General features: G+C 71.5%; 22 protein-coding genes. 10 read left to right on the forward strand and 12 right to left on the reverse strand.

Annotated features, from left to right (window positions below; all coding sequences use genetic code 11):
- Positions 1 to 47: 47 nt before the first annotated feature.
- Together O7620_RS09880 and O7620_RS09885 are read right to left on the reverse strand one after the other, a co-directional pair.
- On the reverse strand, positions 48 to 1,190 hold the full coding sequence (locus O7620_RS09880) for a SigB/SigF/SigG family RNA polymerase sigma factor (RefSeq protein ID WP_278122780.1): 1,143 nt from the start codon (positions 1,188 to 1,190) through the stop codon (positions 48 to 50).
- A gap of 223 nt (positions 1,191 to 1,413) precedes the next feature.
- Positions 1,414 to 2,817, reverse strand: coding sequence for a hypothetical protein (locus O7620_RS09885; RefSeq protein ID WP_278126931.1), 1,404 nt, complete (start codon positions 2,815 to 2,817; stop codon positions 1,414 to 1,416).
- Between the two features lie 184 nt (positions 2,818 to 3,001).
- Between O7620_RS09885 and O7620_RS09890 the strand changes: the two genes are divergently transcribed.
- A complete protein-coding gene (locus tag O7620_RS09890) occupies positions 3,002 to 3,232 on the forward strand; it encodes a CDGSH iron-sulfur domain-containing protein (RefSeq protein ID WP_278126932.1) in 231 nt (76 codons plus the stop codon).
- Positions 3,233 to 3,284: 52 nt separating this feature from the next.
- Here the strand turns inward: O7620_RS09890 and O7620_RS09895 are convergent, their stop codons facing one another.
- The 3 genes from O7620_RS09895 to O7620_RS09905 are packed head-to-tail and all read right to left on the reverse strand — an operon-like array spanning position 3,285 to position 7,329.
- The gene (locus O7620_RS09895; protein ID WP_278122781.1) at positions 3,285 to 4,409 is read right to left on the reverse strand and encodes an iron-containing redox enzyme family protein; all 1,125 of its coding nucleotides are present in this window, start codon (positions 4,407 to 4,409) and stop codon (positions 3,285 to 3,287) included.
- 48 nt (positions 4,410 to 4,457) lie between these two features.
- Positions 4,458 to 6,212, reverse strand: coding sequence for a thiamine pyrophosphate-binding protein (locus O7620_RS09900; RefSeq protein WP_278122782.1), 1,755 nt, complete (start codon positions 6,210 to 6,212; stop codon positions 4,458 to 4,460).
- On the reverse strand, positions 6,205 to 7,329 hold the full coding sequence (locus O7620_RS09905; RefSeq protein WP_278122783.1) for a Vms1/Ankzf1 family peptidyl-tRNA hydrolase: 1,125 nt from the start codon (positions 7,327 to 7,329) through the stop codon (positions 6,205 to 6,207). Before O7620_RS09905 ends, O7620_RS09900 begins: the two co-directional genes overlap by 8 nt.
- Positions 7,330 to 7,471: 142 nt before the next feature.
- Here O7620_RS09905 and O7620_RS09910 point away from each other — a divergent pair, with 142 nt between their 5' ends.
- A complete protein-coding gene (locus O7620_RS09910; RefSeq protein WP_278126933.1) occupies positions 7,472 to 8,020 on the forward strand; it encodes a hypothetical protein in 549 nt (182 codons plus the stop codon).
- 39 nt (positions 8,021 to 8,059) lie between these two features.
- Here the strand turns inward: O7620_RS09910 and O7620_RS09915 are convergent, their stop codons facing one another.
- The gene (locus O7620_RS09915; RefSeq protein WP_151489165.1) at positions 8,060 to 8,398 is read right to left on the reverse strand and encodes a DUF3817 domain-containing protein; all 339 of its coding nucleotides are present in this window, start codon (positions 8,396 to 8,398) and stop codon (positions 8,060 to 8,062) included.
- Positions 8,399 to 8,530: 132 nt separating this feature from the next.
- Here O7620_RS09915 and O7620_RS09920 point away from each other — a divergent pair, with 132 nt between their 5' ends.
- Positions 8,531 to 10,009 (forward strand): glutamate--cysteine ligase, encoded by a 1,479-nt coding sequence (locus O7620_RS09920; protein ID WP_278122784.1) that lies wholly within the window; start codon positions 8,531 to 8,533, stop codon positions 10,007 to 10,009.
- A gap of 229 nt (positions 10,010 to 10,238) precedes the next feature.
- Here the strand turns inward: O7620_RS09920 and O7620_RS09925 are convergent, their stop codons facing one another.
- The 5 genes from O7620_RS09925 to O7620_RS09945 form a co-directional block, all read right to left on the reverse strand.
- Positions 10,239 to 10,586 carry a GNAT family N-acetyltransferase gene (locus O7620_RS09925; protein ID WP_278122785.1) on the reverse strand — a complete coding sequence of 116 codons (348 nt, stop codon included), beginning with the start codon at positions 10,584 to 10,586 and terminating at the stop codon, positions 10,239 to 10,241.
- 127 nt (positions 10,587 to 10,713) lie between these two features.
- Positions 10,714 to 11,100: a DUF2267 domain-containing protein gene (locus O7620_RS09930; protein WP_278122786.1), complete on the reverse strand. Its 387-nt coding sequence runs from the start codon at positions 11,098 to 11,100 to the stop codon at positions 10,714 to 10,716.
- A gap of 129 nt (positions 11,101 to 11,229) precedes the next feature.
- Positions 11,230 to 11,874, reverse strand: a complete 645-nt coding sequence (locus tag O7620_RS09935) for a hypothetical protein (protein WP_278122787.1) — start codon at positions 11,872 to 11,874, stop codon at positions 11,230 to 11,232.
- Between the two features lie 153 nt (positions 11,875 to 12,027).
- Positions 12,028 to 13,200, reverse strand: coding sequence for a zinc-dependent alcohol dehydrogenase (locus tag O7620_RS09940; RefSeq protein ID WP_278122788.1), 1,173 nt, complete (start codon positions 13,198 to 13,200; stop codon positions 12,028 to 12,030).
- Positions 13,201 to 13,226: 26 nt separating this feature from the next.
- Positions 13,227 to 14,177, reverse strand: coding sequence for an SRPBCC family protein (locus tag O7620_RS09945; RefSeq protein WP_278122789.1), 951 nt, complete (start codon positions 14,175 to 14,177; stop codon positions 13,227 to 13,229).
- Between the two features lie 241 nt (positions 14,178 to 14,418).
- On the opposite strand from O7620_RS09945, the gene O7620_RS09950 reads away from it, so the two are divergent.
- From O7620_RS09950 to O7620_RS09970, 5 genes are all read left to right on the forward strand, one after another.
- Entirely contained in the window at positions 14,419 to 14,784 is a 366-nt protein-coding gene (locus O7620_RS09950; RefSeq protein ID WP_278122790.1) for an SCP2 sterol-binding domain-containing protein, read from the forward strand.
- Positions 14,785 to 14,792: 8 nt separating this feature from the next.
- Complete coding sequence (locus O7620_RS09955) at positions 14,793 to 16,835, forward strand: glycogen debranching N-terminal domain-containing protein (RefSeq protein WP_278126934.1); 2,043 nt, start codon at positions 14,793 to 14,795, stop codon at positions 16,833 to 16,835.
- Between the two features lie 298 nt (positions 16,836 to 17,133).
- Positions 17,134 to 18,636, forward strand: coding sequence for a DUF1996 domain-containing protein (locus tag O7620_RS09960; RefSeq protein ID WP_278122791.1), 1,503 nt, complete (start codon positions 17,134 to 17,136; stop codon positions 18,634 to 18,636).
- 208 nt (positions 18,637 to 18,844) lie between these two features.
- Complete coding sequence (locus O7620_RS09965) at positions 18,845 to 19,402, forward strand: hypothetical protein (RefSeq protein WP_278122792.1); 558 nt, start codon at positions 18,845 to 18,847, stop codon at positions 19,400 to 19,402.
- Positions 19,403 to 19,504: 102 nt separating this feature from the next.
- On the forward strand, positions 19,505 to 20,212 hold the full coding sequence (locus O7620_RS09970) for a carbonic anhydrase (protein WP_278122793.1): 708 nt from the start codon (positions 19,505 to 19,507) through the stop codon (positions 20,210 to 20,212).
- A 42-nt stretch (positions 20,213 to 20,254) separates the two neighbouring features.
- On the opposite strand, the gene O7620_RS09975 is transcribed toward O7620_RS09970, so the two are convergent.
- Entirely contained in the window at positions 20,255 to 20,698 is a 444-nt protein-coding gene (locus tag O7620_RS09975; RefSeq protein ID WP_278122794.1) for a DUF5990 family protein, read from the reverse strand.
- 335 nt (positions 20,699 to 21,033) lie between these two features.
- Between O7620_RS09975 and rph the strand changes: the two genes are divergently transcribed.
- Both rph and O7620_RS09985 read left to right on the forward strand, forming a co-directional pair.
- A complete protein-coding gene (gene rph, locus O7620_RS09980; protein WP_278122795.1) occupies positions 21,034 to 23,586 on the forward strand; it encodes a rifamycin-inactivating phosphotransferase in 2,553 nt (850 codons plus the stop codon).
- A gap of 526 nt (positions 23,587 to 24,112) precedes the next feature.
- Positions 24,113 to 25,144 (forward strand): hypothetical protein, encoded by a 1,032-nt coding sequence (locus O7620_RS09985; protein ID WP_278122796.1) that lies wholly within the window; start codon positions 24,113 to 24,115, stop codon positions 25,142 to 25,144.
- Positions 25,145 to 25,260: the final 116 nt, after the last annotated feature.

A 25,260-nucleotide genomic window follows, 5' to 3' on the forward strand; every position in this document is an offset into this window, starting at 1 on the left:
GGCCGACACCCCACGGGTGTCGGCCCTCGTCGCGTGCGATGGGCAGGTCAGTCCCGCGCGGGCGCCAGTCCGGCGGCGGTGAGCGAGCGGCGTACCGCGGGCTGCACCCGGGTCAGCCGCAGCGGCACCCCGGTCCGGGCGGCCGCGTCCCGGCCGGCCATCAACGCGGCGATTCCGCCCGCGTCGAAACCGCCCGCGCCGACCAGGTCGACGACGACCTCGCTGGGTTGACCGGTGACCGCCTCCAGCATGGCCCGGCGCAGCTGGTCCGCGCCGTCGCGGTCGACCTCGCCGCCGACCTCCACCACCACCCGGTCGCCGTTCTGCTTCACCGAGATCCGGGTCTTGCCCGGGTCCGGTTCGGCGGCGCCGTTCTGCCAGGGCGGCGGCGCGTCGGCGAGCATCGCCTGACGCAACCAGGTCAACGCCCGCGACAGCAGCCGGGACACGTGCATCTGCGAGATGCCGAACCGGGCGGCGATCTCCGCCTGGGTCTGGTTGCCGTAGAACCGCATGGCCAGGATGCGCCGCTCCCGCCAGGGCAGTCGGTGCAGCAGACCGCTGACCGTGACCCGGTCGTCGACCGATTCCAGCGCGTTGTCCGACTCGCCGACCAGGTCACCGAACTCGGCGGAGCTCTCGCCGCCGACCGGCGCGTTGAGCGAGGCCGGGCTGTAGCCGGCCGCCGACTCCAGCGCGGCGAGGATCTCCTCCTCCGGCGTCTCCAGCCGGGCCGACAGCTCGGCCACCGACGGCGCCCGGGACAGCTCGCTGGTCAGCGCGGCGGTGGCCTGCCCCACCTCGAGGATCAGGTCGCGCAGCCGGCGGGGCACGTGCACGCCCCAGGTGCGGTCCCGGAAGTGCCGTTTGATCTCGCCGACGATGGTGATCGCGGCGTACGCGGTGAAGGAGCCCCGTTCCGGGTCATAGCGGTCGACGGCGTTGACCAGCCCCAGGCGGGCCACCTGCTCCAGATCCTCCAGTGGCTCTCCGCGCCCCCGGTAGCGGCGGGCGAGCCGGCCGGCGAACGGCAGTGCGAAGCGGACCAGGTCGTCGCGTGCCTCTCCACGCCGCTCGGGCGGCAGCCCGGCGATCCGGGCCGCGTACGCCAGCGCCGCCGCGTCGAGGTCCTCCAGACCTCGCTCGGTGGGTGGTGGTGTGGTCGTGGTCGTGCTCGTCTGTCCGAACATCCGCGCCTCCCTCAGGAAGGTCCCCCGCCCGGATCGGGAAACCGGTCGTGCGCGTGGTCGAGCCACGCACCGGGCCGGAAAAGGTGGGTCAGTGACTGGGATGCCAGCGGGTGACAACGCCTGCACGCGACGCGATCAGGGCGTCGCAGCCAGCGATGTTCCCGCTCCGTAGGTACTCAATCACGGGACCCCGGGTTCGCGAGGATGTTTCGGCGTCCTCGCCTCAGGAGACCAACAACCCCTGGTGGCGGCCACTCTCGCCCAGGATGGAGAGGGCCTCTGCGGCCCCCAGCGAGGGCGGCGTGGGAAGGTCGTACGGCTGGGCGCGCAGCACCTCCGTGGCCCGGCGGGTCGGTACCGAGGTCACCGGGTAGCCGCGGGCCGCGGTGCGGTCCAGTGCCCGACGACGCCGACCGAACCCGGCGACGGCCAGCCACTGCGGCAGGCCCGCGAGCGCGGGCGAGCGCATCCCGGGCGGTTCGGGCAGCACGTCCACGGAGGTGAACGCCTCGCTGCCGGCCAGCCACCACTCGGCCTCGTCGACGCTGCGCCGGGTGGCGTTCTCACACCAGTACGGCACCAGCCCCGCCCGCACCACCTGCCACGGATCGAGCAGCCGGCCGCACTCCACCACCAACCGGTCACCGGTCTTGCCGGCGGCGCGCAGCCAGCGCCGGTACAGGTCGGCGACCCCCGCGCTGAGCGCCGCCGGGCGAGGCACGAGCACCCGGTGCAGCGGGTGTTCGCGGCGGGCCGCCCAGTCCCGCACGGACAACTCGAAGCCCGAGTCGACGCCGTGCTCGGCGTAACCGGACGGCGCGGACATCTGCGGTGGTTCCCACCGGGTGGCGTCACCGCCGACGGAACGCAGCACCTGCCGCAGCGCGTGGCTGTCCGGGTGGAAGTCCACCGGGTCCAGCCCGCTGGCCGGGCAGCCGACCTGGAAGCTGTGCCCCGCGCTGTGCTCCAGCACGGGCCAGGTCCGCGCGTCACGGACCAGCACGACCGGGGCGCCCGGGGCCAGCCGGTCGGCCAGGAACTGCCCGTACGCGGCCGGCAGGGCCTGCCAGGCGGCGGCCAGCGACACGGTCACCCCGGTCAGCGGTCCCCGGCTGGCCGGGCAGTGCACCTGGCGCAGGTGCAGGTCGGCGTTGCCGGCGAGCAGCCGGGTGGCCAGTGCCGCACCGTGTTCCAGCGCGTCCGCCGGGCGGTCCACCGCGCCGTCGGTCCAGTGCACGGTCATCTCGAACCCGGCCGGGAGCCACGGAACGCCGAGGGCCACCGCGAGGTGCGCCGCCGCGCCGTGCGGCGACCCGATCAGCACCCCGGGGTAGCGCTGGCGCGGGTACTGGTCGACGAACCAGCGGGCCACCCGGGCGGCGTCCACCTCGTCGACCTGGGCGGCGGTGAGCGCGACCCGACCGGCGGCCCGGCTGACGGCGGCGCGGCGCACCGGCTCGGGCGCGCCGGGGAACCGGGACATCGGCCCGGCGTGCCCCAGGTCGGCGCAGTCCGTGCCGCGCAGCGCGCGGGCGGTGGCGGCGACCAGCACCCGGGCGGCGCTGCCCACGGCCACGACCCGGTCGCCGGCCAGACCGGCACCGTCGGCCGTGAGCCCCTTGCGCACCTTGTGCACCGGCCCCACCTTGCCTCGTTCGCTCACCACGCGGCCCGGCTTCCCGTCCCGATGGGGTTCAAACGGGGCATCACCCTCCCGGCGGCACAATCCGCTGGTCGGCGGGGTGCGCCGGTCATCACCGGCGTTCGGTCGCTCGGGTTTCGGCGGGGCCAGGGTGGGCACTTCCGGGGCCATGCGCACCGACGACGCCAGCGAGCCCGCCGCCGCCACGATCACCCCGTACGAGGACGGACCGCTCCTGGTCCGCGGCGACTTCGCGCTGGTCACCCCCGCCGGGGAGCGGATCGACGCCCGCCGGGGCACGGTGGCGTTGTGCCGCTGCGGCACGTCGGCGCTCAAGCCGTTCTGCGACGGCACCCACAAGCTGGTCAACTTCCGCGCGGGCACGGCCCGCGAGGGCTGAGCCGCCGCTCCCCGCCCGTCGCCGTCCCGCGAATGTGCCCCCGCTGCGCCGGTCAGGCGACGGTGGGCTGCGCCGGCGGCACCATGGCGGTGGACGCCCTCGCGGTGAGCGAGACGGTGGGCGGCAGGGGCGGCGGTGCGACGGGTGAGACGGTGGGGACGGCGGAGCGCAACGAGCTGCGGCCGGCGGCCCAGCTGTCCAGCAGGTGCGCGGCGAACAGCCGGTCCACCGCGAGCCCGGCCGCCGCGCCGAAGAGCACGTCGGGGGCGAGGGCCGGCTCGGCGCGGACCAGGCCACCGCACAGGTCGTGCGCGGCGATCTGCTCGTGCACCGCGTCGGCCTCGACGTGCTCGTCGTAGAAGCGGGTGGCGACCTCGTCGAAGCCGAGCCGGCGCAGCCCGTTGCCGTAGCGGCGGTTGGGCAGCGAGGACGTCATCTCGAACGCGGCCAGGTGCCCGAGCAGCGCTCCCCGCAGGCGTCGGTGCAGCCCGAACAGCGACATCAGGTTGTTGGTCGCCAACGTCACGGCGGGCGCCGCGTCCAGGTGGACGCCGTAGCCGGTGTCCAGGCCCAGACGGTCGAGGGTGCGCCGGAACAGCTCCGCGTGCATCCGGTCCAGCCGGCCATTGCCGTACTCGTCGGTCTGGATCTCCACGAGGGCGGCCTTGGCCTCCCCGCCGATGCGGGGCAGCGCCCAGCTGTGCGGGTCCGCCTCGCGCAGGTGGTAGACGCAACGGTGCACGACGAACTCGCGGAACTGGGCGAGGTCGGCCCGCCGCTGCAGGGTCGCGGCCAGCGCCGGCCCGTCGTCGGCCGCGACCAGCTCGGCCAGCCCGGCCGCCACCCCGGCGGCCGGCACCCGTGGGGCGCCGACCAGCCGGCGCAGCGCCGCCTCGAAGGGCCGCTCGGCGCGGGCGCGCAGGCCCAACAGCGTCGGCTGCCACTCCCAGTCCTCGTCGACGCCCCGCCAGCCGCGGTAGTGCAGCTCGTAGCAGAGGAACAGGGTCAGTTGCAGGTCCTCGTCGGTGAGCGGGTCCGCCGGGTCGAGGTCGGCGCCGAGGCTCGCCGGCAGGTCGTGCGGAGCACGCCGCAGGGCGTCGGTCACCGCCGCGGACAGCGCACCGCGCGGCTGCGGCAGGGGCGCGGGACCGTAGCGGCGGTCGGTGGGCTCCGGCATGTGTCCTCCAGCGTCGTCGGCCGGTACTGATGCCCCTGAGCAAGACGCCTAAACGAGATCCTGCGCGGCCACCGTACGTTCGGTCTGCTCCCGCACCTTCCGGGCGGCCGCCCCGTCGGCATACAGGCCGCGCAGGTCGGCGAACGCCGGCTCCGGCGGCGCCAGCGGCACCGCCGGGTCGACGACGGCCTCCAGTACGCAGGGACGGTCCGCGGCGAGGGCCTCGTCCCAGGCCGCGCCGATCAGTTCCGGGCGGTCCACCCGGACGCCGTGCAGCCCGAGCAGCCGGGCCCAGCCGGCGTACGGCACGTCGGGTCGGCGTTGGGTGGGGTCGCCGGACGGCTGCCGCCCGCCGCCCATGCCGTTCTGGTCCCGGTTGTTGAGCACCAGCACCACCAGTCGCGGGTCGCGCCACGACTGCCAGTGGTGCGACACGGTGATCAGCTCGGCGAGTCCGTTGAGCTGCATGGCGCCGTCGCCGACCAGGGCGACCACGGGTTGGTCGGGTACGGCCAGCTTGGCGGCCACCGCGTACGGCAGGGCACAGCCCATCGAGCCGAGGGTGCCGCAGAGCTGCGCGTTCACCCCGGGAGGCAGGGCGAGGTGCCGGGCGTACCAGTAGAGGACCGAGCCGACGTCGACCGCGACCGAGCCGACGCCCGGCAGCCGGCTGGACAGCTCCTGGAGTACGAGCTGCGGGTTGATCGGTTCGGCCGGCGCTGCGGCCCGGTCGGCGGCCTCGGCCCGCCAGCGGTCCACCGAGTTCTCCACGGTGGCCCGCCACTGCGGGTTGGGTCGGTCGGGCACCCGGGCCAGCAGTGCCCGCAGCGTCTCGGCGGCGTCGCCGACCAGCGGCACGTCGGCCGGGTAACGGGTGCCGATGCGCCGGCCGTCGATGTCGATCTGCACCGTGCGGGTCTGCCCCGGCATCGGGAAGTAGTCCGTCCACGGGTCGTTGGTGCCGACCAGCAGCAGCGTGTCGCAGCCGCCCATCAGCTCCACCGCGGCCGGGGTGCCGACCTCGCCCAGCACCCCGGCGTGGAACGGCAGCCGCTCGTCGAGGACCGGCTTGCCCAGCAGCGAGGTGGCCACCCCGGCACCGAGCCGGTCGGCCAGCTCGACGATCTCCGCGGCGGCGCCCCGCCCGCCCTGGCCCACCAGGATCGCGGTGCGCTGACCGCTGCCGAGCAGCTGCGCCGCGGCTTCCAGGTCCACCTCGTGCGGCAGGACCCGGGCCAGCGGCTCACCGGGCGTCGCCGAGATCACCCCGACCGCGTTGGTCTGCAGGTCGGGCACCAGGGCCTCCTGCAGATGCCGGGGCAGCACCACGCAGGTCGGGCTGCGGGTCGCCGCCGCCGTACGGAACGCCTGGTCCAGCAGCCCCGGTACGTCCTGCGGACTGCGGCCGTAGCGGACGAACTGGTTGCACACGTCGGCGAAGAGCCGGCTCAACCCGATCTCCTGGTGTGCGCCGCCGAGCGGCCCGGAGATGTCCTCGCCGACGATCGCCACGACCGGTTTGCTGTCCAGTTTGGCGTCGTACAGGCCGTTGAGCAGTTGGACCGCGCTGGGTCCCTGGGTGGCCAGGCACACGCCGATGCCGCCGGTGAACTTGGCGTGCCCGGTGGCCATGAACGAGGCCGTCTCCTCGTGTCGGGCCGGGATGAACGCCGGGTCGCCGCCGGTACGCTCCAACGCCTCGATGATCGGCGCGATCGCCTCGCCCGGGTACCCGAACACGCGGGGTACCCGCCAGGCCAGCAGCCGCTGCACGACGAGGTCGGCCACGTACCGCTCAGCCATTGCCGCGCCCCGGAGTGCTGGGGTCGACGTAGCGCAGCACCGCGCCGACGCCGTCGGCGAGTTCGGGTGCCTCGTCCGGGCCCAGCACGGTCAGCGCCGCGTCGGTGCCGACGAGGGCCCGGATCAGCGCCGCGTCGGCGCGGACCCGCTGCGGGTCGGCCACCGACATGGCGGCCAGTTGCCCCGCGTCGACGGCGATCTCGGTGGGTTCCGGGCCGATCCACAGCTCACCGTTGGCCGACGGGTCGTCGACGATGATCATGGTGTCCACCTGGTTGCGTTGCAGCGCGGAGACGACCGCGTCGAGACCGGCGCCGACGTCCTCCTGCACACCGAACTTGTCCAGCGCGGCGGCGATCCGCTGGTCGGCGACCTCCGCGATGGTCTGCACGGTGAGGTCGTCGAGCAGGCTCTGGTCCGCGCCGCCAGCCCGGGAGCCGGCGTCGGTGCGGACCACCAGGTCCTGCCAGCGCTCGGGCATCTGGGCGGCGATCATGCCGGTGGCCCGTACGTCGCCGGCGACCACCACCACGTCCGCGCCGACCTTGTCGGCCAGTTCCACGGTCGCCGCGGTGACGTCGCCGGCGTTCTGGTGCCACGCCTCCATGGCGGCGCGCTGGTACCGCGACTGGGACCAGCCGCCGGGCTGCACGCGACGCAGCGGGAAGCTCGCCCGGCCGGCGACGTGCGCCCGTCGGGGCACCCCGCCGGCGCTGACGGCCATCGCGTCGGCGCCGACGCGGTCGGCCACCACCCGCACCCAGGCCACCTGTTCGCCGCGCTGGGCGAGCAGCGGCATCACGTGCGGGAGCGGCCCGTACGTGGCCAGGTCGCGCAGTGGCGGCGCGGACAGGTACTCGGAGAGCACCACCCGGCCGTGGCTGGCGAAGACCGCGAGGCCGTAGTCCCCGACCATCGGGTCGTGTCCACGGATCACGCGGTCCAGCGCGGCGGTGCTCGCCTCGTCCGCCCCCTGCTCACTGAGGCGACTCTGCAGGGCACGCCAGCGCAGGTCCAGCGCGGGATGGGCGTCCTCCGTGTCGGCGGAGGCATCCAGGTACACCGAGCACCACGGCCCGGGATGGTCGTAGAGCGGGCGCAGGAAGGACAGCTGCATGCTCGACCCCTTTCCAGCTCGGCCCCCCGCTTACCCTGCTCGCCCGGGATGTCACCTCGCGGCCGTGAGCCCGTGACCAGGTTTCATTCACGTCGTTCAACCGGCGAGATCGATACGATCAGTGAACGGAAGCGGACTCTCGGTGGTGGAAATGGACAGCGGACTCGATACCCGACGCATCGTGCACCCGACGGAGCGGATCGTCACCGGACGGTTGATCCGCCTGCTCGACGGCTACACCCGCGAGGTACGCATCGGTCAACCGGTGCTGGTGGCCGTGCTCTCCGCGGCAGCTGTCGCCCGGCTCCCCGCGCTGCTGCTGCGCTCGCTGTTCTCGTTCGGCGGTGGAGGCACCCGGCGGCGCTGGAAGCAGTTGAAGCAGGGTCCGGAATACCTGGTGACGCCGGTCCGGCTGCGCAACACCGCCGGTCAGCTCTGCGAGGTGGAGTTGCACGGCCACCTGCCGCAGAGCGCGCTGCACCCGGCGGACCATCTCCAGCTCACCCTGCGCCCGCAACGTGACCCGGAGCTGCCGCCCCGCATCGAGCGGATCGTCAACCTCACCACCGGGCAGTTGCTCACCCCGCGTACCGCGACGCTCTGGTCGCATCTCGGCCCGCCGCTGCTGTTGCAGGCGATGCTGGGGGCGCTGCTGCTCGTCGGCGTCGTGGCCTGTTCGGCGCTGACCTGACCGCTGGGGCCGGGAACCCGGCCCGAGTGCGGAAAGGGGTCAGCCGACCGGGGCGGGCTCGCGGGCCGGTTCGCGGTCGACGCCGAGCATCCCCCGGCGGCGGGCCCAGCGCTCGTAGGCCAGGGTGGCGAACGGCGGCACCGCGCTGGCCAGCGCCACGACCGTCGCGAGCAGGCTCCACCGGTGCAGCCGGGCGACCGCCAGCACCAGCAGGACGTACGCGACGAACAGGCCGCCGTGGATCGGGCCGAAGATCTTGACGCCCAGCTCGTTGCCGGGCGGACCGTACTTGACGGCCATCCCGATGAGCAGGGCCAGCCAGGAGCACGCCTCGGCGATCGCCGCCGCGACGAACAGTCGGGTCACCTTCTCGCGCATCCCCACGCCACCACCTTCCGGGGCGCAATGCTAGCTGGGCGCCTCAGCTGGGTAGGAAAGAACCATCGGGTCTTCCCCCGCCCGCCGATCACGTGCGAGGTTAGGGGGACCAGCGGTGACAGGGTGGTGACCATGGGCGAGGACGTCGGCGTGCGAACCTTCAGTCGGGAGGATCGGGCCCGCTATCGCGAGAAGGTCCGCCGCTGCCTGGATGTCTTCGCCGAGATGTTGCGCGAGTCGCGGTTCGACGTCGACCGGCCGATGACCGGCCTGGAGATCGAGCTGAACCTGGTCGACGAGGCGTCCAATCCGGCGATGCGCAACGCCGACGTGCTGGCGGCCATCTCCGACCCGAGCTTCCAGACGGAGCTGGGCCAGTTCAACGTCGAGATCAACGTGCCTCCGCGTCGACTGACCGGCACCGGCACCGCGGACTTCGAGGAGACCGTGCGGGCCAGCCTCAACGCCGCCGAGGTGAAGGCCCGGACGATCGGCGCGCACATGGTCATGATCGGGATCCTGCCGACGTTGCGCCCCGAGCACCTGACCGCCGAGACGCTCTCGGCCAACCCCCGCTACAAGCTGCTCAACGAGCAGATCTTCGCGGCCCGCGGTGAGGATCTGCCGATCGCCATCAGCGGCGTGGAACGGTTGGCGGTCACCGCCGACACGATCACCCCGGAGGCCGCCTGCACCAGCACGCAGTTCCACCTGCAGGTCAGCCCCGCCCAGTTCGCCGACTACTGGAACGCCGCCCAGGCGGTGGCCGGCATCCAGGTGTCGGTGGGCGCGAACTCACCGCTGTTCTTCGGCCGGGAGTTGTGGCGCGAGACCCGGATCCCGCTGTTCCAGCAGGCCACCGACACCCGGTCGGAAGAGATCAAAGCCCAGGGGGTACGCCCCAGAGTCTGGTTCGGCGAGCGGTGGATCACCAGCGTGTTCGACCTGTTCGAGGAGAACGTGCGCTATTTCCCGGCACTGCTGCCGGTGTGCGACCCGGAGGACCCGACGCAGGCCCTCGCGGCCGGTGAGGTGCCCAATCTCGCCGAGTTGCGCCTGCACAACGGCACCATCTACCGGTGGAACCGCCCGGTGTACGACGTGTCGCGCGGCCGACCGCACCTGCGGGTGGAGAACCGGGTGCTACCGGCCGGCCCCACCGTGCTGGACACCATCGCCAACGGGGCCTTCTACTTCGGCCTGGTCCGCGCCCTCGCCGAATCGGACCGGCCACTGTGGTCGCAGATGTCGTTCAGCGCCGCCGAGGAGAACTTCACCAGCTGCGCCCGGCACGGCATCGACGCGCAGGTGTTCTGGCCCGGTCTCGGCTACCTGCCCGTCACCGAGCTGGTGCTGCGCCGGTTGCTGCCGATGGCGCATCACGGCCTGGACCGGTGGGGGCTCGACCCGGCCGAACGCGACCGACTGCTCGGCATCATCGAGCAGCGCTGCCTGACCGGCCGCAACGGGGCGAGCTGGCAGGTGGAGACGCTGCACCGGTTGGAGTCGGCCGACCACCTGGACCGGCCGGCGGCGCTGCGCGAGGTGGTCCGCCACTACGTGGATCTCATGCACAGCAACCGCCCGGTGCACGAGTGGCCGATCCCCTGAGGAGGGCCTACTCCCGCGGGCGGACCCACGGGGACGGGTCGTCGCGCAGCCGGCTGTAGAGGTAGCCGTCCTGCCACCGGCCGGCCCGAAACTCGCAGGCACGCACCACACCGTCGAGCTGGAAGCCGGCCTTCTGCAGTGACCGCTGCTCGGCGACGTTCTCCGGGTGGGTGCCGGCCTGGATGCGGTGCGCCGGGGTGTGCGCGAACAGGTAGTCGCAGAGCAGCGCCTACGCCCGCCAGCCGACGCCCCTGCCCCGCCACTCGGGGAGCAGCACGATCCCGACCTCCCAGTACGAGGCCCTGCCGCCGTAGCGGCCGGACAGGTAGCTGACGAAACCGGCGGCGTGGCCCTGCTCGACCTCGACGATGAGGCGCCCGTCGTCGACACCCAGCCAGCCGTCGACGGCGAAGCGCCGCACGGGCGCGCCCGGGTCGCGGAAGCCGGCCCAGTCGAGCCCGATCAGGCCGGGCTCGACGCAGAACCGCCGGAACATCGCCAGGTCGGCCTCGCCCACCGGCCGCAGCCGAACGGCGAGCCCGTCCCTCGTGGATGCTGCCGGGTCCGCACTCTCCATTCACGACACGCTAGCCGCCCCGACGCGCGGGCGTGGGCCCCGCAGGGCCATCGATCCGGCCGACCAGGAGACCCTCGACGCCGGCCCGGTGGTGCTGACCTGCTCCGCGTCGGCTGCGAGGCGGCGATCAACCGCGCGGCGTGGGCACCCCGAAGAGATCGATGATGCCGCCGGGCAGCTGGGCGAGCAGGTCGTGCCGATCGTCGTCGTCGAGCGCCTCGGCGACGGTGCGCAACACCGCCTGAGCGTGTTGACGCACCTGGTCCGCGTCCGCGACCTGCTCCCGGTCGCCGACGTGCTTGAGGAACTCGCCGATGTCCCACTTCCGGCCCTGCGGATTACGGGTGACGGACGTGTCCAGCCGATCCGGTAGCTGCGCCGCCAGGTTGTCGGCCTCCCGTCCGGCGAGCCGTTCACCGAGCACCGACAAGACGGCCTGCACCGACCGCACGGCCTCGTTCTCCCCGAGGCCCGCGCGCTGCCGTACCGTGGCGATCATCTGCTCGTAGTCCATGACCCGCTCCTTCGGTTTCCCTCGGTGTTGAGGCCTGCCGTTGGACGAACGGGGCGAGTTCCCCGGCTCGCTGACCACAAACGGGTGCGCACGCCGAGCCGGACGTGGCGGCAGCGGGCGGGCAGGGCCTCAGATCTCGCCGCGAACCAGGCGCAGCAGGCGGTCGAGGACATGGCGTCCACTCACCCGCAGGCCGTCGTGCTCGTACTCGTTGGTGACCCAGGGGCGCAGGCCGCGCACCGCTCGCGCCGTGACCAGCGAATCGTCCGTGTCGACGTACATGTCGTCGTGGTAGATCGCGGCGGCGACCGGCACCTCGTTGCGGGCCAGCTGCTCCGGGTCGTACAGGTCCGGCCAGTCCGTCCGCTGCGCCAGCAGCTCCGCCACCGCGCCGAGCGGGGCCAGCGCGGGATCGGTGTCGACCATCCACGGGTAGATCATCTCGCCGGTCAGCAGCACCGGCCGGTCCCCCGCCAACGCCCGGTCGACGTCGAACCGCGGGAACTCGGCCCGTACCCGCTGGGCCGCCCACCCGGTGGCGTGCGGCGTCACCGCACGCTGGCCGTAGGTCGCCTCGTGCAACAGCGCGTAGAGCGGGCGGCCCGCGTACGACAGGTGGCGCTGCACCTCGGCAAGGAACGTGTCGGAAAGCTGCTGGTCGGGCATCCCGGGCAGGAAGGCGTCTTCGAGCAGATAGTGCAGGGCGTGCGAGCCGTCGCTGGCGCGCCTCGGCCAGGACCATTTCCAGCAGGGCCGCGCCGATCCCGCTGTCACGCAGTTCCGGCACCACGTACACCGCCTGCACGTCCCCGGTCCGGCGGTGCCGGTGCGTGGGTGCCGGCACCCGGTCAGCGACCATCAGCCAGGCTCCACAGGCACCGCACCCCCCGGGGGGGGTCGGGCATCGCCACAGCGACCCACGCCCGCTCAGACCGTGAGGAGCACCTTCGTACAGTCGTCCTGCTTCTTCTGGAAGATCTTGTAGCCCTTGGGTGCGTCGCGCAGCGGCATCCGGTGGCTGACGATGAAGCTCGGATCGATGTCGCCGCGCCGGATGCGGTCCAACAGCGGTCGGGTGTAGCGCTGCACGTGGCACTGACCGGTCCGCATGATCAGTGACCGGTTCATGAACGCGCCCATCGGGAACTTGTCGACGAAACCCCCGTACGCGCCGACGACCGAGACCACCCCGCCGGAGCGGCAGGCCAGGATCGCCTCCCGCAGCGCGAACGGCCGTTCCGTCTCGGTGCGGGTGGCCTGCTTGGCCCGGTCGTACGCGTACATGGCGGCGTTGCCGTGGTGGCCCTCCAGGCCGACGGCGTCGATGCAGGCGTCCGGCCCCCGCCCGGCGGTCATCTCGTTGAGCGTGTCGAGCACGTCGGCCTCGTCGTAGTTGATCGTCTCGGCGCCGGCGTGCTCCTCGGCCAGCCGCAGCCGGTACGGGAACCGGTCGATGACGATCACCTGTTCCGCGCCGAGCATCCGGGCGCTGGCGGCGGCGAGCAGCCCGACCGGCCCGGCACCCCACACGGCGATCACCTGCCCGGGCTTGATGTCGCACATCTCGGCGCCCATGTAGGCGGTGGGGAACACGTCGGCGAGCAGGACCGCCTGGTCGTCGGGGACGTCCTCGGGCACCTTGAGCGGGCCGACGTCGGCGAACGGCACCCGCGCGTACTCGGCCTGGCCGCCGGCGTACCCACCGAGCAGGTGCGAGTAGCCGAAGATGCCGGCCGGCGAGTGGCCCATGACCTTCTCGGCGATACCGGCGTTGGGGTTGGAGTTCTCGCACACCGAGTAGAGGCCACGCTGGCAGGAGGAGCAGTGCCCGCAGGCGATCGGGAAGGGCACGACCACGCGGTCGCCGGGCTTGAGATTGCGGACCTGCGGACCCACCTCGACCACCTCGCCCATGAACTCGTGGCCGAGGATGTCGCCCTTGCGCATGGCGGGGATGTAGCCGTGGTAGAGGTGCAGGTCCGAGCCGCAGATCGCGGTGGTGCTGATCCGGACGATCGCGTCCCGCGCGTTCATGATCGTCGGGTCGGGTACGTCGATCACCCGGACGCTGTCGGTGCCCATCCAGACGTTGGCCTTCATTCTCGGTCCCTTCGACGTTCGGGCGGTCAGCGGCGGGACGCCGGCAGCGGCTGCGCGGGACGCTGCATGGCCTGCTGGCGTACGGAGATGCCGTTGGGGCTGCCCTCGGAGCGGACCACCTCGCCGGTCTCCAGCACCTGCTTGAACCGGCGCAGGTCATCGCGGACCTGCTGCTCGGGCTCCTCGCCGAACAGCTTCGCCACCACCCGACCGAGCGCGCCGGCGGGCGGGGCGTAGCGCAGTCGCACCCGCACCTCCGTGCCCCGGTCGCCGGGGGCGGGCACGAAGGCGACCCGCCCGGCATTCGGCACACGGGTGCCCGGTAGCGACCGCCAGGTGATCGACCTGTTCGGTTGGTCGTCGACGATCTCGGCGCGCCACTCGACGCGGTGACCGGCCGGGCCACGGGCGATCCAGTGCGAGCGGCGCAGGTCGTCGACGTGCACCGACTCCAGGTGTGCCATGAACCGGGGCAGGTTCTCCATGTCCCGCCAGAACCGGTACGCCTCGGCGGGCGACCGGTTCACCGTCACCGCGACCTCCATCCGGATCACGCGGGCGCGGGCGCGACGGGCACGGCCGGCGCCGATCGCGGCGGCCACGTCCAGGGCGGCGATGCCGGCGACCGCGGCGGTGGTCAACGCCAACCTGCGGCGTCGTTCGCCGCGTCGGTCGGCCATCGTCCGGCCGAGCAGGGTCAGGTCCAGCGCGTCGCCGGCCACCCTCGTCCACGCCCAGGCGGCGGGTCGACGACCGCTGAGCAGGCCGACGGCGTGCACCACCTCGCGCGCGCCGACGGCCGGGATCGCGGCCTGCGCGGCTGGCGAGTCGTCCACGCCGGTCAGCTGGGCGAGGGGGCGGGGCGCGACCAGGGCACCCACGCCCAGGGCCAGGCTCAGCAGGCCCAGCGTCCTCGGCAGTGCCGTCGGCACGGGCCCGTCCAGCTCCGGCAGGAGCATGGTGTCGACACGGTCCATCTCCGGTTCCTTCCCGGTCGGCGTGACCGCCCGCGGACGGCGGATCGGCGGTGAGGTTCGCCCCCGTGACGCTATGCGGTACGTCCGCCCCATGAGCCCGGTTCGAGGTAGAACGTCCGATGTCACGACGGGAGCATCCGGCTACCAGCGGCGCGACCGACGAGGGTGACCGCAACGCCGCGTTAGCAACGACCGACATCGGGTAGGCGACGTGCGCTTCCAACGGTGGCCGGGAGGTCGGATGACCGCGACCAGGGCCTTTTTCGAGCGGTTGGCCGTGGCCTGCCAGGACCCGCGCTTCAGCAAGGTGTGTGGGAGCGTCCGCTTCGACATCGGGGGCGGGGACCACCTGGAGCAGTGGCTGCTGATCATCGATCACGGCCACATGCGGGTGACGAGGAGCCCCGACCCCGCCACGACTGTCATCAGGGTGTCCGCGCAGGTCGCGGATGCGATGGCGCGCGGTGAGGTGAACGGCCTGGCGGCGATCACCCGGGGCGAGATCATGGTCGACGGTGACCTCGGTCTGGCGTTGCGGATCGGGCGGCTGTTTCCCCGGACACCCGATCCGCCCGCGCCGAACGGTTCGGAGACGGGACGGAGCTGATGAGGGACATCCCGGGCACGGTGGCGTGTATCGACGGGAACACGTTCATGGTGTCCGACGCCAGTGGCGACGTGGAGTCGTCGCCCGCCACCCCGGTCGGACTGTTCGCCGCCGACACACGCTTTCTGTCCCGCTGGGTGCTCACCGTCAACGGTGAGCGCCTGACCGCGCTGTCGGTGGACGACAGCCAGTACTACGAGGTCACGTTCTTCGTGGTGCCCGGTGGCGCGGTCGACTACGTGGAGGCCGACGTCTCGGCCATCCGGCGCAGGCGGATCGGGGCGGACCTCACCGAGTCGTTGACGATCTTCAATTACGGCGAGCAGGACGTCGAACTCGACGTACGGCTGGAGGTGGCGGGCGACTTCGCCGACATCTTCGAGATCAAGTTCGACATCGGCGACAAGGCCGGCAGTCACTACACCGAGGTTCGTCCGCACGAGTTGTGCCTGGGTTACCGGCGCGACACCTACCGGCGTGAGGTTGTCGTGTCGGCGAGTGAGCCGGTCGAGGTCGACCCGCACGGCCTTCGGTTCGCCGTCCGGGTACGCCCCGGCGAGCAGTGGTCGACGCGGCTGCAGGCCGTCCTGCGGGCGCTGCGGCCGGACGGCGTCGACCTGCGCTCCGCACTCCGGGTGCAACGGCCGGACGACTCCACCCTGCCGGCGAGCGTGCAGGCGTGGGTCGCGGCGGCACCGACACTGGACACCGAGAGCGTCGCCCTCCAGCAGGTGTACAACCGCAGCCTGGTGGACCTGGCGGCGCTGCGCTTCGCCCCGCTCTCGCTCGGCGGGGCGACCGTGCCGGCGGCCGGGCTGCCCTGGTTCATGACCCTGTTCGGCCGGGACAGTCTGCTGACCTGCCTGCAGACCCTGCCCGTCACACCGTCGTTGACCCCGCCGACGCTGCGGATCCTCGGCTCGCTGCAGGGCGCCCGGACCGACGACGTGCTGGAGGAGGACCCCGGCCGCATCCTGCACGAGTTGCGCTACGGGGAGTCGGCCGCGTTCGAGGAGCAGCCACACTCCCCCTACTACGGCACGGTGGACGCCTCGCCACTGTTCGTGGTGCTGCTCGACGAGTACGAGCGGTGGAGCGGCGACACGGCCCTGGTGACGGAGCTGGAGCAGGAAGCTCGCGCGGCTCTGGCGTGGATCGACCAGTACGCGGACCTGACCTCCACCGGCTACATCTGGTACGAGCGACGCAACCGCGCCACCGGCCTGGACAATCAGTGCTGGAAGGACTCGTGGGACAGCATCTCCTACGCCGACGGACGACTGCCCGGTTTCCCGAGGGCCACGTGCGAGACCCAGGGGTACGCCTACGACGCGAAGCTCCGCGGGGCGCGGCTGGCGCGTACGGTCTGGGGTGACCCCGACTTCGCCGACCGGCTGGAGCGTGAGGCGGCGGCGCTGTACGACCGTTTCAACCGGGATTTCTGGCTGGAGGACCGCGGCTACTACGCGCTCGCGCTCGATCACGACGGCACTCCGGTGGACAGCCTGTCCTCCAACATCGGGCATCTGCTGTGGAGCGGGATCGTGCCACCGGATCGGGCCGCGCGGGTCGTGGAGCACCTGATGGGTCCGGCGCTGTTCTCCGGCTGGGGGGTGCGCACGTTCGCCGAGGGGCAACGGCGGTACAACCCTCTCGGCTACCACAACGGCACGGTCTGGCCGTTCGACAACTCCTTCATCGCGTGGGGTCTGCGCCGTTACGGGTTCTACGGTGAGGCGGCCCGCATCGCGGAGGGCATCCTCTCCGCCGCCACCTACTTCCAGGGTCGGCTGCCTGAGGCGTTCGGCGGCTTCGACCGTGAGACCACCCGCTACCCGGTCCGGTACCCGACCGCCGGCAGCCCGCAGGCGTGGTCCAGCGGGGCGTGCATGCTGCTCATCCGCACCATGCTCGGCATCAATCCTCACGAGGACCACCTGGTCGTGGCCCCGGCGCTCCCGTCCACCTTCGGGCGGGTGGCGCTCCTGGACATCCCCGGCCGCTGGGGCAAGGCGGACGCGTTCGCCCGCTACCGTACCGATCAGTCATAGGAGCAGCTCGCCGCGAACTCCGGGAAATCGGAGCAGAATTCATTCTTGGAAGGTGTAATAATCGAGACGGGTTTCGTCGGCGAGCCGCTGACCAGGCAAGGAAGCTCCTCCGCACACGTAAGACAAACTTAAGGCTGGACGGGCAAAAAAGTGTTATCCGGAGCCGGCAACGCGGCGACCAGGAGACATTCGGACCACCCTCCTTAATTCTTCTTCCGCAGATTGATGCACGCTCCGGAACTGCTCATACTTCCTGTCGACAAGAGCTTTATCGTCGACTCGAAGGAAACCACTGGTAATGCGGACTCCCCCCGCGCATGTCGCACCGCCGGACCGGGCGCGCAAGCGTCGTCGCCTCACCCGCATCACGCTCGCCTCCGCGGTCGTTGCCGCGCTGGGCGGCAGCGGCGTCTACATTGCCGGCGCCCAGGCCGAGGAGGTCGCCGTTCCCGGCCGGGTCCAGGCGGAGGCCTTCGCGGCGCAGTCCGGGGCGCAGACCGAGGGCACCGGCGACGCCGACGGTGGCCGCAACGTCGGCTGGCTGGCCAGCGGCGACTGGCTGCGCTACGACGGCGTCGCGATCACCGGCACCGACCTGACGGCCCGGGTCGCCTCGCACAACGCCACCGGCGGCACGGTCGAGCTGCACCTCGGCTCGCAGACCGGCCAGCTGCTGGCCAGCTTCCCGATCACGCAGACCGGCGGCTGGCAGAAGTGGACGACCGTCACCGCGAAGGCGTCCGGTGCACCGGCCGGACCGCAGACCGTCTTCGCCGTCATGACGAGCACCTCGACATCGGACTTCGTGAACCTGAACTGGTTCACGTTCGGCCCCGCGACGGGCACGTCGCCGAGCGCGTCGGCCACGCCGAGCACGTCGGCCGTCCCGAGCGCCTCACCCACGCCGACTTCCACCCCCTCGACGTCCCCGCCGACGTCCGCGCCGGCCGGCGGCTGGGTGCCGGTCGACCAGGCCAAGTGGAGTAAGGAACTGGCCGCCTTCAACGCCATCAGGCCGAAGGCCGTGCCGCCGGGCACCACCCGGGTTCCCGAGTTCCACACCGACTGCGGCGTCGCGAACTCGGCCCCCGACGACCCGATCGTCCTGCCCGGCCTGTCGGGCGCCTCGCACATGCACACCTTCTTCGGCCCGAAGATCGACGCCTTCACCACGACGGACAAGCTGTTCTCGGCGGCGAACACCTGCAACGCCCCGGGAGACAAGAGCGCCTACTGGACCCCGGAGCTGCGCAAGGACGGCAAGCCCGTCCCGATCAAGAGCATGCGCATCTACTACGGCTCGCGGGTCAAGGACCCGTCGACCGTCAAGCCGTTCCCGCCGGGCCTGGTGGTGGTCGAGGGCGACGCCAAACGGCAGGTGGACACTCCGAAGAACGCCGGCGGCAACCAGTTCTGGTGCGCGGGCAGCGCCGAGATCGGCCGCAGCGCCGACGGCAACTGGCCGCGGTGCGCCCCGGGCGGCAACCTGATCTTCCAGCTCGTGTTCAAGGACTGCTGGGACGGCAAGAACATCGACTCGCCCGATCACAAGTCGCACATGGGCGACCCGGTCAACGGCGTCTGCACCGGCAAGTACCCGGTGGCGGTGCCGGACCTCTCCTTCATGGTCAACTACGAGTCGCTGGGCGGTGACGGCCTCAGCCTCTCCTCCGGCAAGCCGTCGTCCATGCACGGTGACTTCATGAACGCCTGGGAACCGGATCGCCTCGGTGACCTGGTGAAGTCCTGCCTCAACCAGAACGCCAAGTGCGGCATCGACACGACGTTCGCCGGCGGCTGACCACCGCCCCCGCAGCACCATCGTCGGACGGCCCCCACGCCTCAGCGTGGGGGCCGTCCGACGCGAGTCGCGCTGTCCCCGCACCCCACCGTCGAGCCCGTCACGGGTCTCGCGGGACAACCGGATACGAACGGCGACCTGACCGGTTCCTGACATGCCTGCGCCAGGGTGTACCGCGTCAACTACGCAACCCAGGAACGAGGCAATCATGGTGAGGTACCGCAGGCTGTCACTGGGAGTCGCCGCGGCCGTCGTGGTGCTGACCACCGGATGCTCCTCCGGCGGCGCGACGCCCGGTGCCCCCGACGTCGCCACGCTGGAGACATCGTCCGCCGCCGCGCCGGCTCCGAGTGCGTCGCCGACCGGGGAGGCCCCGAGGTTTCGACTCGACGACACCGAGTCGGACAGGGCCGCCAAGATGAAGCCGTACACCACCTGCATGAAGAGCCACGGCGTCGATGTGATGGCCATCCGGCAGAAGAAGGTCCCGGCCCCCGGCGACACCGTCACGCAGGCCGCCAACAAGGCGTGCGATCCCCTGTACCCTCGCCAGCCGTGGGAGAAGGACCCCACCAACCCGAAGGCGCGGGAATTCGTGTACGCCGTCGTAAAATGCCTGAAGGCCAAAAATGTCGACGTTGAGCCGTCGGCCGACGGGTTGAGCTACGGCTTCGCCGGATCCGACGATGACCCGGGTGCGGCCGGCGCCGGTCTTGATCTTGCCATCGCCTGCGAGCGGGACGTGGCGCAACACGCCACCTACTAGGAGGCTCGTGTGCCGCCACGCCCTCCAAACCGGGGCGGGCCCCATTGTGGAGGGTGAGCTGATAGGAAGAAGGTTCTCATCCCCACCCTCTGGGAGATAATCGTGGCGCCTTCCCCCCTGTCTCGCCGTTCACTGCTGGTCGCCGGTGGCGCCGTCGTCGCGCTCGGCGCGGCGGGGGCGAGCCCGTCCGCTGCCGCGCCCACACCGTCCGACGACTCGATCGGTACGCCGGCCGAGGCGCTGCGCAACCTGCTCGCCGGCAACCGGCGGTTCACCTCCGGGCACGGCCGGCACCCGCACCAGGGCCTGGCGGACCTGCACCGGCTCGCCGCCGGCCAGCACCCGTTCGCCATCACCGTCGGCTGCGCGGACTCCCGGGTGGCGCCGGAGGTGCTGTTCGACCAGGGGCTGGGTGACCTGTTCGACAACCGGGTCGCCGGCAACATCGTCGACGACCTGCTGCTGGGCAGCGTCGAGTTCGCCGTGGAGGAGTTCGGCAGCCTGCTGATCGTCGTCCTCGGGCATGAGCGCTGCGGCGCGATCACCGCCACCATCGACGCCATCCGCACCGGCGGCGAGGCACCCGGGCACATCGGCACCATCGTGGACAGCCTGCGCCCGGTGGTCGAATCGGTGCTGGACCAGCCCGGTGACCCGGTGGAGAACGCGGTCCGGGCCAACATCGCGGCCCAGGTGCGGGCCCTCTCGGCGCGCAGCTCCATCATCGCCGAAAAGGTGCACCAGGGCGCTCTGCGGGTGGTGGGCGCCCGCTACGACCTGGACAACGGGCGCGTGTCGCTGGTCGCCTGACGAGTCTCTACGGACCGGGTCGGTCGGGTTGGGGCGGTCGGGTCACTCCACCGTCCAGGCGATGGCGGGAGGGTGCACCCGGGCGCACAGCGGTCCGCCGCTGGCGTCGGTCAACCCGACCCGGCCGACCAGAGTCCCTGCGCCCTCGTGAGCGGCGCGCAGCAGTTCGGTCGGGACGTCGGTGAACATCAGCTTCGCCCTTCTGAAATTCGCGAAGTCGCCGTCGGTCACGGCGCCCCAGCTCAGGTAGAGAAACCGTGCGCCGGCGCGGCCGTGCACCCACGGGCCGCCGACGTCCAGTGCCCCGTCGATCTCCCGGCTGGACACCTCGATGTGCCAGGTCGCCGTCGCCGCGTCGGCGGGCACCCGATCGACGACCTCGGCCCTGCGTTGGACGCCGACGTGCACGTTGCCGAGCCGCAGCGCGTCGGCCTCGGCGCCGGCGCGTCGCCCGGGCAGGTCGCTGGCGTCGATCCGGATGCGCATACCGCCGACTCTAGTTACCTGGCCACCGGCCCTTCGCGGTGCCGGTCGACACCGGTCACGAGGGCAGCTTGCCGGCGGCTGCCCGGTACGTGCGCTCCTGTTCCCGGTGCCGCTCCTGCCACCGCGCGTGCAGGGGCCACGATGACCGGGAGCGGTCGATGGATCCCGGCCCGCCACGGTCGACACACAGCAAAGGCAGGGAGATGTCACTCCCTGCCACTTCTAACGTATATCGCACCGGGGGGCTTGCCGCAAGACCCGGGGTGTGCCGCAGAATCGGCGGCCGTACCAGCACCGATCAGGCACATGGGGGGCACGACGTGGGTGTGTTGTCGATGCACGGGGGCCGCGGCGACCTCGAACCGCTGGTGGATCTCCGGGAGGTTGACGAGACGCACATCGCGGTCGTCGGCGGCAAGGCCGCGCAGCTGGGCGGGCTGTCGCGGATCGAGGGCATCCGCGTGCCGGCGGGGTTCGTCGTGACGACGGCCGCCTTCCGGCGGATCATGGCGCAGGCGCCGTCGATCGACGAGCGGCTCGATCGGTTGTCGCGCCTGAACCCGGATGACCGGGAGGCGATCCGCACGCTCAGCGCGCAGGTCCGCATGGCCATCGAGGAGACCGCCATCCCGGTCGATCTGGCGGCGGCGATCACCCGCGCGCTCGTCCGGTTCGGCGAGCAGAACGCCTACGCCGTGCGGTCCAGCGCGACGGCGGAGGACATGCCGACGGCCTCCTTCGCGGGCCAGCAGGACACGTACCTCAACGTCGTGGGACCGGCGGCGGTCCTGGAGCACGTCAGCCGGTGCTGGGCGTCGCTGTTCACCGAGCGGGCGGTGACGTACCGCCTGCGCAACGGCTTCGACCACCGCACGGTCCACATGGCTGTCGTCGTACAGAAGATGGTTTTTCCGGACTCGGCCGGCGTCCTGTTCACGGCCGACCCGGTGACGGGCAACCGGAAGGTGGCCACCGTGGACGCCGTCTTCGGGCTCGGCGAGGCCCTGGTCTCCGGTCTGGTGAACCCGGACGTCTTCGCGGTGCGCGACGGCGAGGTCATCGCCAGGGCGGTCGCCGCCCCGGAGCAGCAGCCGGCGCTGACGGATGAGCAGGTCGTGCGGCTCGTGCGGGTGGGACGGCGGATCGAGGCGCATGTCGGCCGCCCGCAGGACATCGAGTGGTGCCTGGTCGACGACGACTTCCAGATCGTGCAGAGCCGACCGATCACCACGCTGTTCCCCATCCCGGCGGCCGACGACGGGGAGAACCACGTCTACCTCTCCGTCGGTCACCAGCAGATGATGACCGACGCGATGAAGCCGCTGGGGCTCTCCATGTGGCAGCTGACGGCCATGGCGCCGATGCTCGAGGCGGGCGGGAGGCTGTTCGTCGACTCCACCCGGCTCCTGGCATCACCCGCGAGCCGCGCCGGCTTCCTGGACCTGGTCGGACGCTCGGATCCGCTGATCAGGGACGCGCTGGAGACCGTCCTGGACCGTCGCGACTTCGTTCCGACGCTCCCGGACGGTGGTGGTCCCGCCGGTCCGACGGTCGGCGGCGCGTCCGCCCCGATCGAGGCCGATCCGGCCATCGTCGCCGAGCTGATCGAGCGCAGCCAGGAGTCCCTCGAGGCCCTGCGGCGCGACATCGCGACGGTGACCGGACCGGCGCTGTTCGACTTCCTGCTGGAGGCTTTCCAGGAGCACAAGCGGATCCTCCGTGACCCGTTGAGCATCAGGGCGATCATGGCGGGGATGGAGTCCACCTGGTGGCTCAACGACCGGCTGTGGGAGTGGCTGGGCGAGCGGAACGCGGCCGACACCCTCACGCTGTCCGCCCCCGGCAACATCACGTCGGAGATGGGCCTCGCGCTGCTCGACGTCGCGGACGTGATCCGCCCGCATCCGGAGGTGGTGGCGTACCTGCAGGGCGTGGTGGACGACGGTTTCCTGGACGAGCTGCCGAAGCTCCCCGGCGGGACCGCGGCGCGCGACGCCATCGAGAGCTACCTCGACCGGTACGGCATGCGCTGCGTCGGCGAGATCGACATCACGAGGCCCCGCTGGAGTGAACGCCCCAGCACGCTCGTGCCCGTCCTCCTCGACAACATCAAGCTCTTCGAGCCGGGCGCCGCCGAGCGGCGCTTCGCGCAGGGACGGCAGGACGCGCAGGACAAGGCACGGGAGGTGCTGACGCGCCTGCGGGCGCTGCCGGACGGGGAGCGGAAGGCCGCCGAGACGACGCGCATGATCGAGCAGGTCCGGACCTTCATCGGCTACCGGGAGTACCCGAAGTACGGCATCATCAGCCGGTACTTCGTCTACAAGCAGGCCCTCCTCGCGGAGGCCGAACGCCTCGTACGGGCCGACGTGCTCGCCGACGCCGACGACGTCTTCTACCTCACGTTCGGCGAGTTCCACGAGGTCGTGCGCACACACCAGGTGGATGCCGACCTGATCCGGCGGCGCAAGGACGCGTTCCGGTCGTACCAGGCGCTCACGCCACCTCGGGTGCTGACCTCCGATGGGGAGGCCCTCAACGGGGCGTACCGCCGCGACGACGTGCCGGCCGGCGCCCTGATCGGCCTGCCGGTGTCGGCCGGGACCGTGGAGGGGCGCGCCCGCGTCATCCTGGACATGGCCCAGGCCGATCTCGAACCGGGTGACATCCTCGTCACGGCCCACACGGATCCGAGCTGGACGCCCCTCTTCGTCGCCGTCGCCGGCCTGGTGACGGAGGTCGGAGGATTGATGACGCACGGCGCGGTGATCGCACGGGAGTACGGCCTGCCGGCCGTGGTCAGCGTCGTCGACGCCACCCGGCTGATTCGCGACGGGCAGCGGATCCGCGTGCACGGCGGCGACGGGTACGTCGAGATTCTGTCCTGATTGCGACCGTGCCGGGCGGACGGCCGTTCGGTCCGGAGGTGGACGCCTTCGAGCAGGCCGCCGGCCGGTCAGTCGTGACGCCTTGGACGCCTCGGTGGCGAACCGTCGCAGGGCGGACCCACTGTGCTGTCGCCGCCGGTGGCGGCCAGCGTGGTCAGGTCTCGCCCGAACACGGTCAGGATCTCCTCTGTCGACGACTCCCCGGACACCGCGGCCTGCACCATGTCCGCCGCCATCGCGTCGCCGACCTTTCACCGACTCGCAGAGCTGCCTGTCGCTCGTGGCCCCAGGCGTGCCTGTGGAAGCAGGCGTCGGGGGTCCGGCGGTCGTCGCCGCATCGACGGTTGACAGCTACTGGAGACTCTGCACTGCCGAGGCCGTCGAGGATCAGCCCGAGCCCTGGGTCCGCCCACCCAGGCCGAGGGCCGATCAGGGCACGCAGCCGGGCCCGAGTGCCGTGAACCGCTCGGCCCATCTATGCGTTTGATGCATGACGGCAGCGTGTCCCACAGACGGGAGGCACCTGATGTTCCCGAATCAACAGCAGATCGATCGACAGTACACCGAAAATCTGCACAAGCTCTGCAAAATAATTTTTGCTGCGACAAAGGATTGCGTGCCCGTGGGCGCGGGGAATCAGAAGGCTGACCTGGCGGCGTCGCGAGGCCGCAGCGCCTACCTGACGTACCTGGCCCAGACGAGTTTGATTGGCAGTCGCGTCACGAATCTGACGGATTACGTCGGGGCGCGGGCGGCGGCCGCGCACGGAACAGGAGCGGGCAACTGCGAAGACCAGGCGGCCGTCGCGTTCTCTATCGCAAACACGCTCGCTTACAATGCTAGGCAGAAAGACGAGATTCATCCTCAGGTCCAGATCGCTTTCGTTTCGGTACCTGGGCATCGGTTCACGATTGTTGGCATAAAGGACAACCGCGACCACCAGTTCGTGGTGGATACCTGGCTAAAAGGGTCTCGAGTGGTGACTGCTGGCGAATACAAGAACAGCCCGTTGGACACGGCGACGTATCAGTGGCACACCGCCGACGGCAGGAACCTGGCAGCGGATGCGGTAAGCCGCGGCCTGGTCAACCCGCAGGCGTTCAGCAAGGTGCACAAGAACCTCAAGATGCACCCTGCCACCCTGGCGAGCTTCGTGAGCCCTCAGACACATGACGAGCACATGCCCGCCCCTACCGCCCCCCGGCCAGCAGCCGCCGCCCCCCAGCATGGGTACGTCCCGATGAGGGGTGGGAGCTTCTCCCACGTCACCACACCTGCTGCCGCTGCCACCCCTTCTCACGCAAACCCTTACGCTGCTCACGCCGCCCCTCCCGCAGGGCCTTTCTACCCGTATGGTCCCGCCGCCGGCGCCTATGGCCCTCCCGTCGGTTCTGCTCCTCACGCCGCCGGCGCGTACGGCGCTCCCGCCGGTTATGTCCCTCCCGCCGCCGGCGCTTACAGTGTCCGCGCCGGCTATGGCCCTCCCGCCGGCGGCGCTTACAGTTATGGCGCTGGAACGTCCACCTATGGCGCTGGAGCGTCGACTTTTCGGCACTGAAGATCGCCGGTTGTCCATGTGCAAGGGCCTGCGGCGGCGGCGAAGGTGAGCATGTTCGCCAGCGCCACGACGATGACCGCGACGCCGACCTGGATGGCGAGTACGACCCAGTCCCA

Source organism: Micromonospora sp. WMMD710, assembly GCF_029626045.1.
In the GTDB taxonomy this organism is placed as follows: Bacteria; Actinomycetota; Actinomycetes; order Mycobacteriales; family Micromonosporaceae; genus Micromonospora.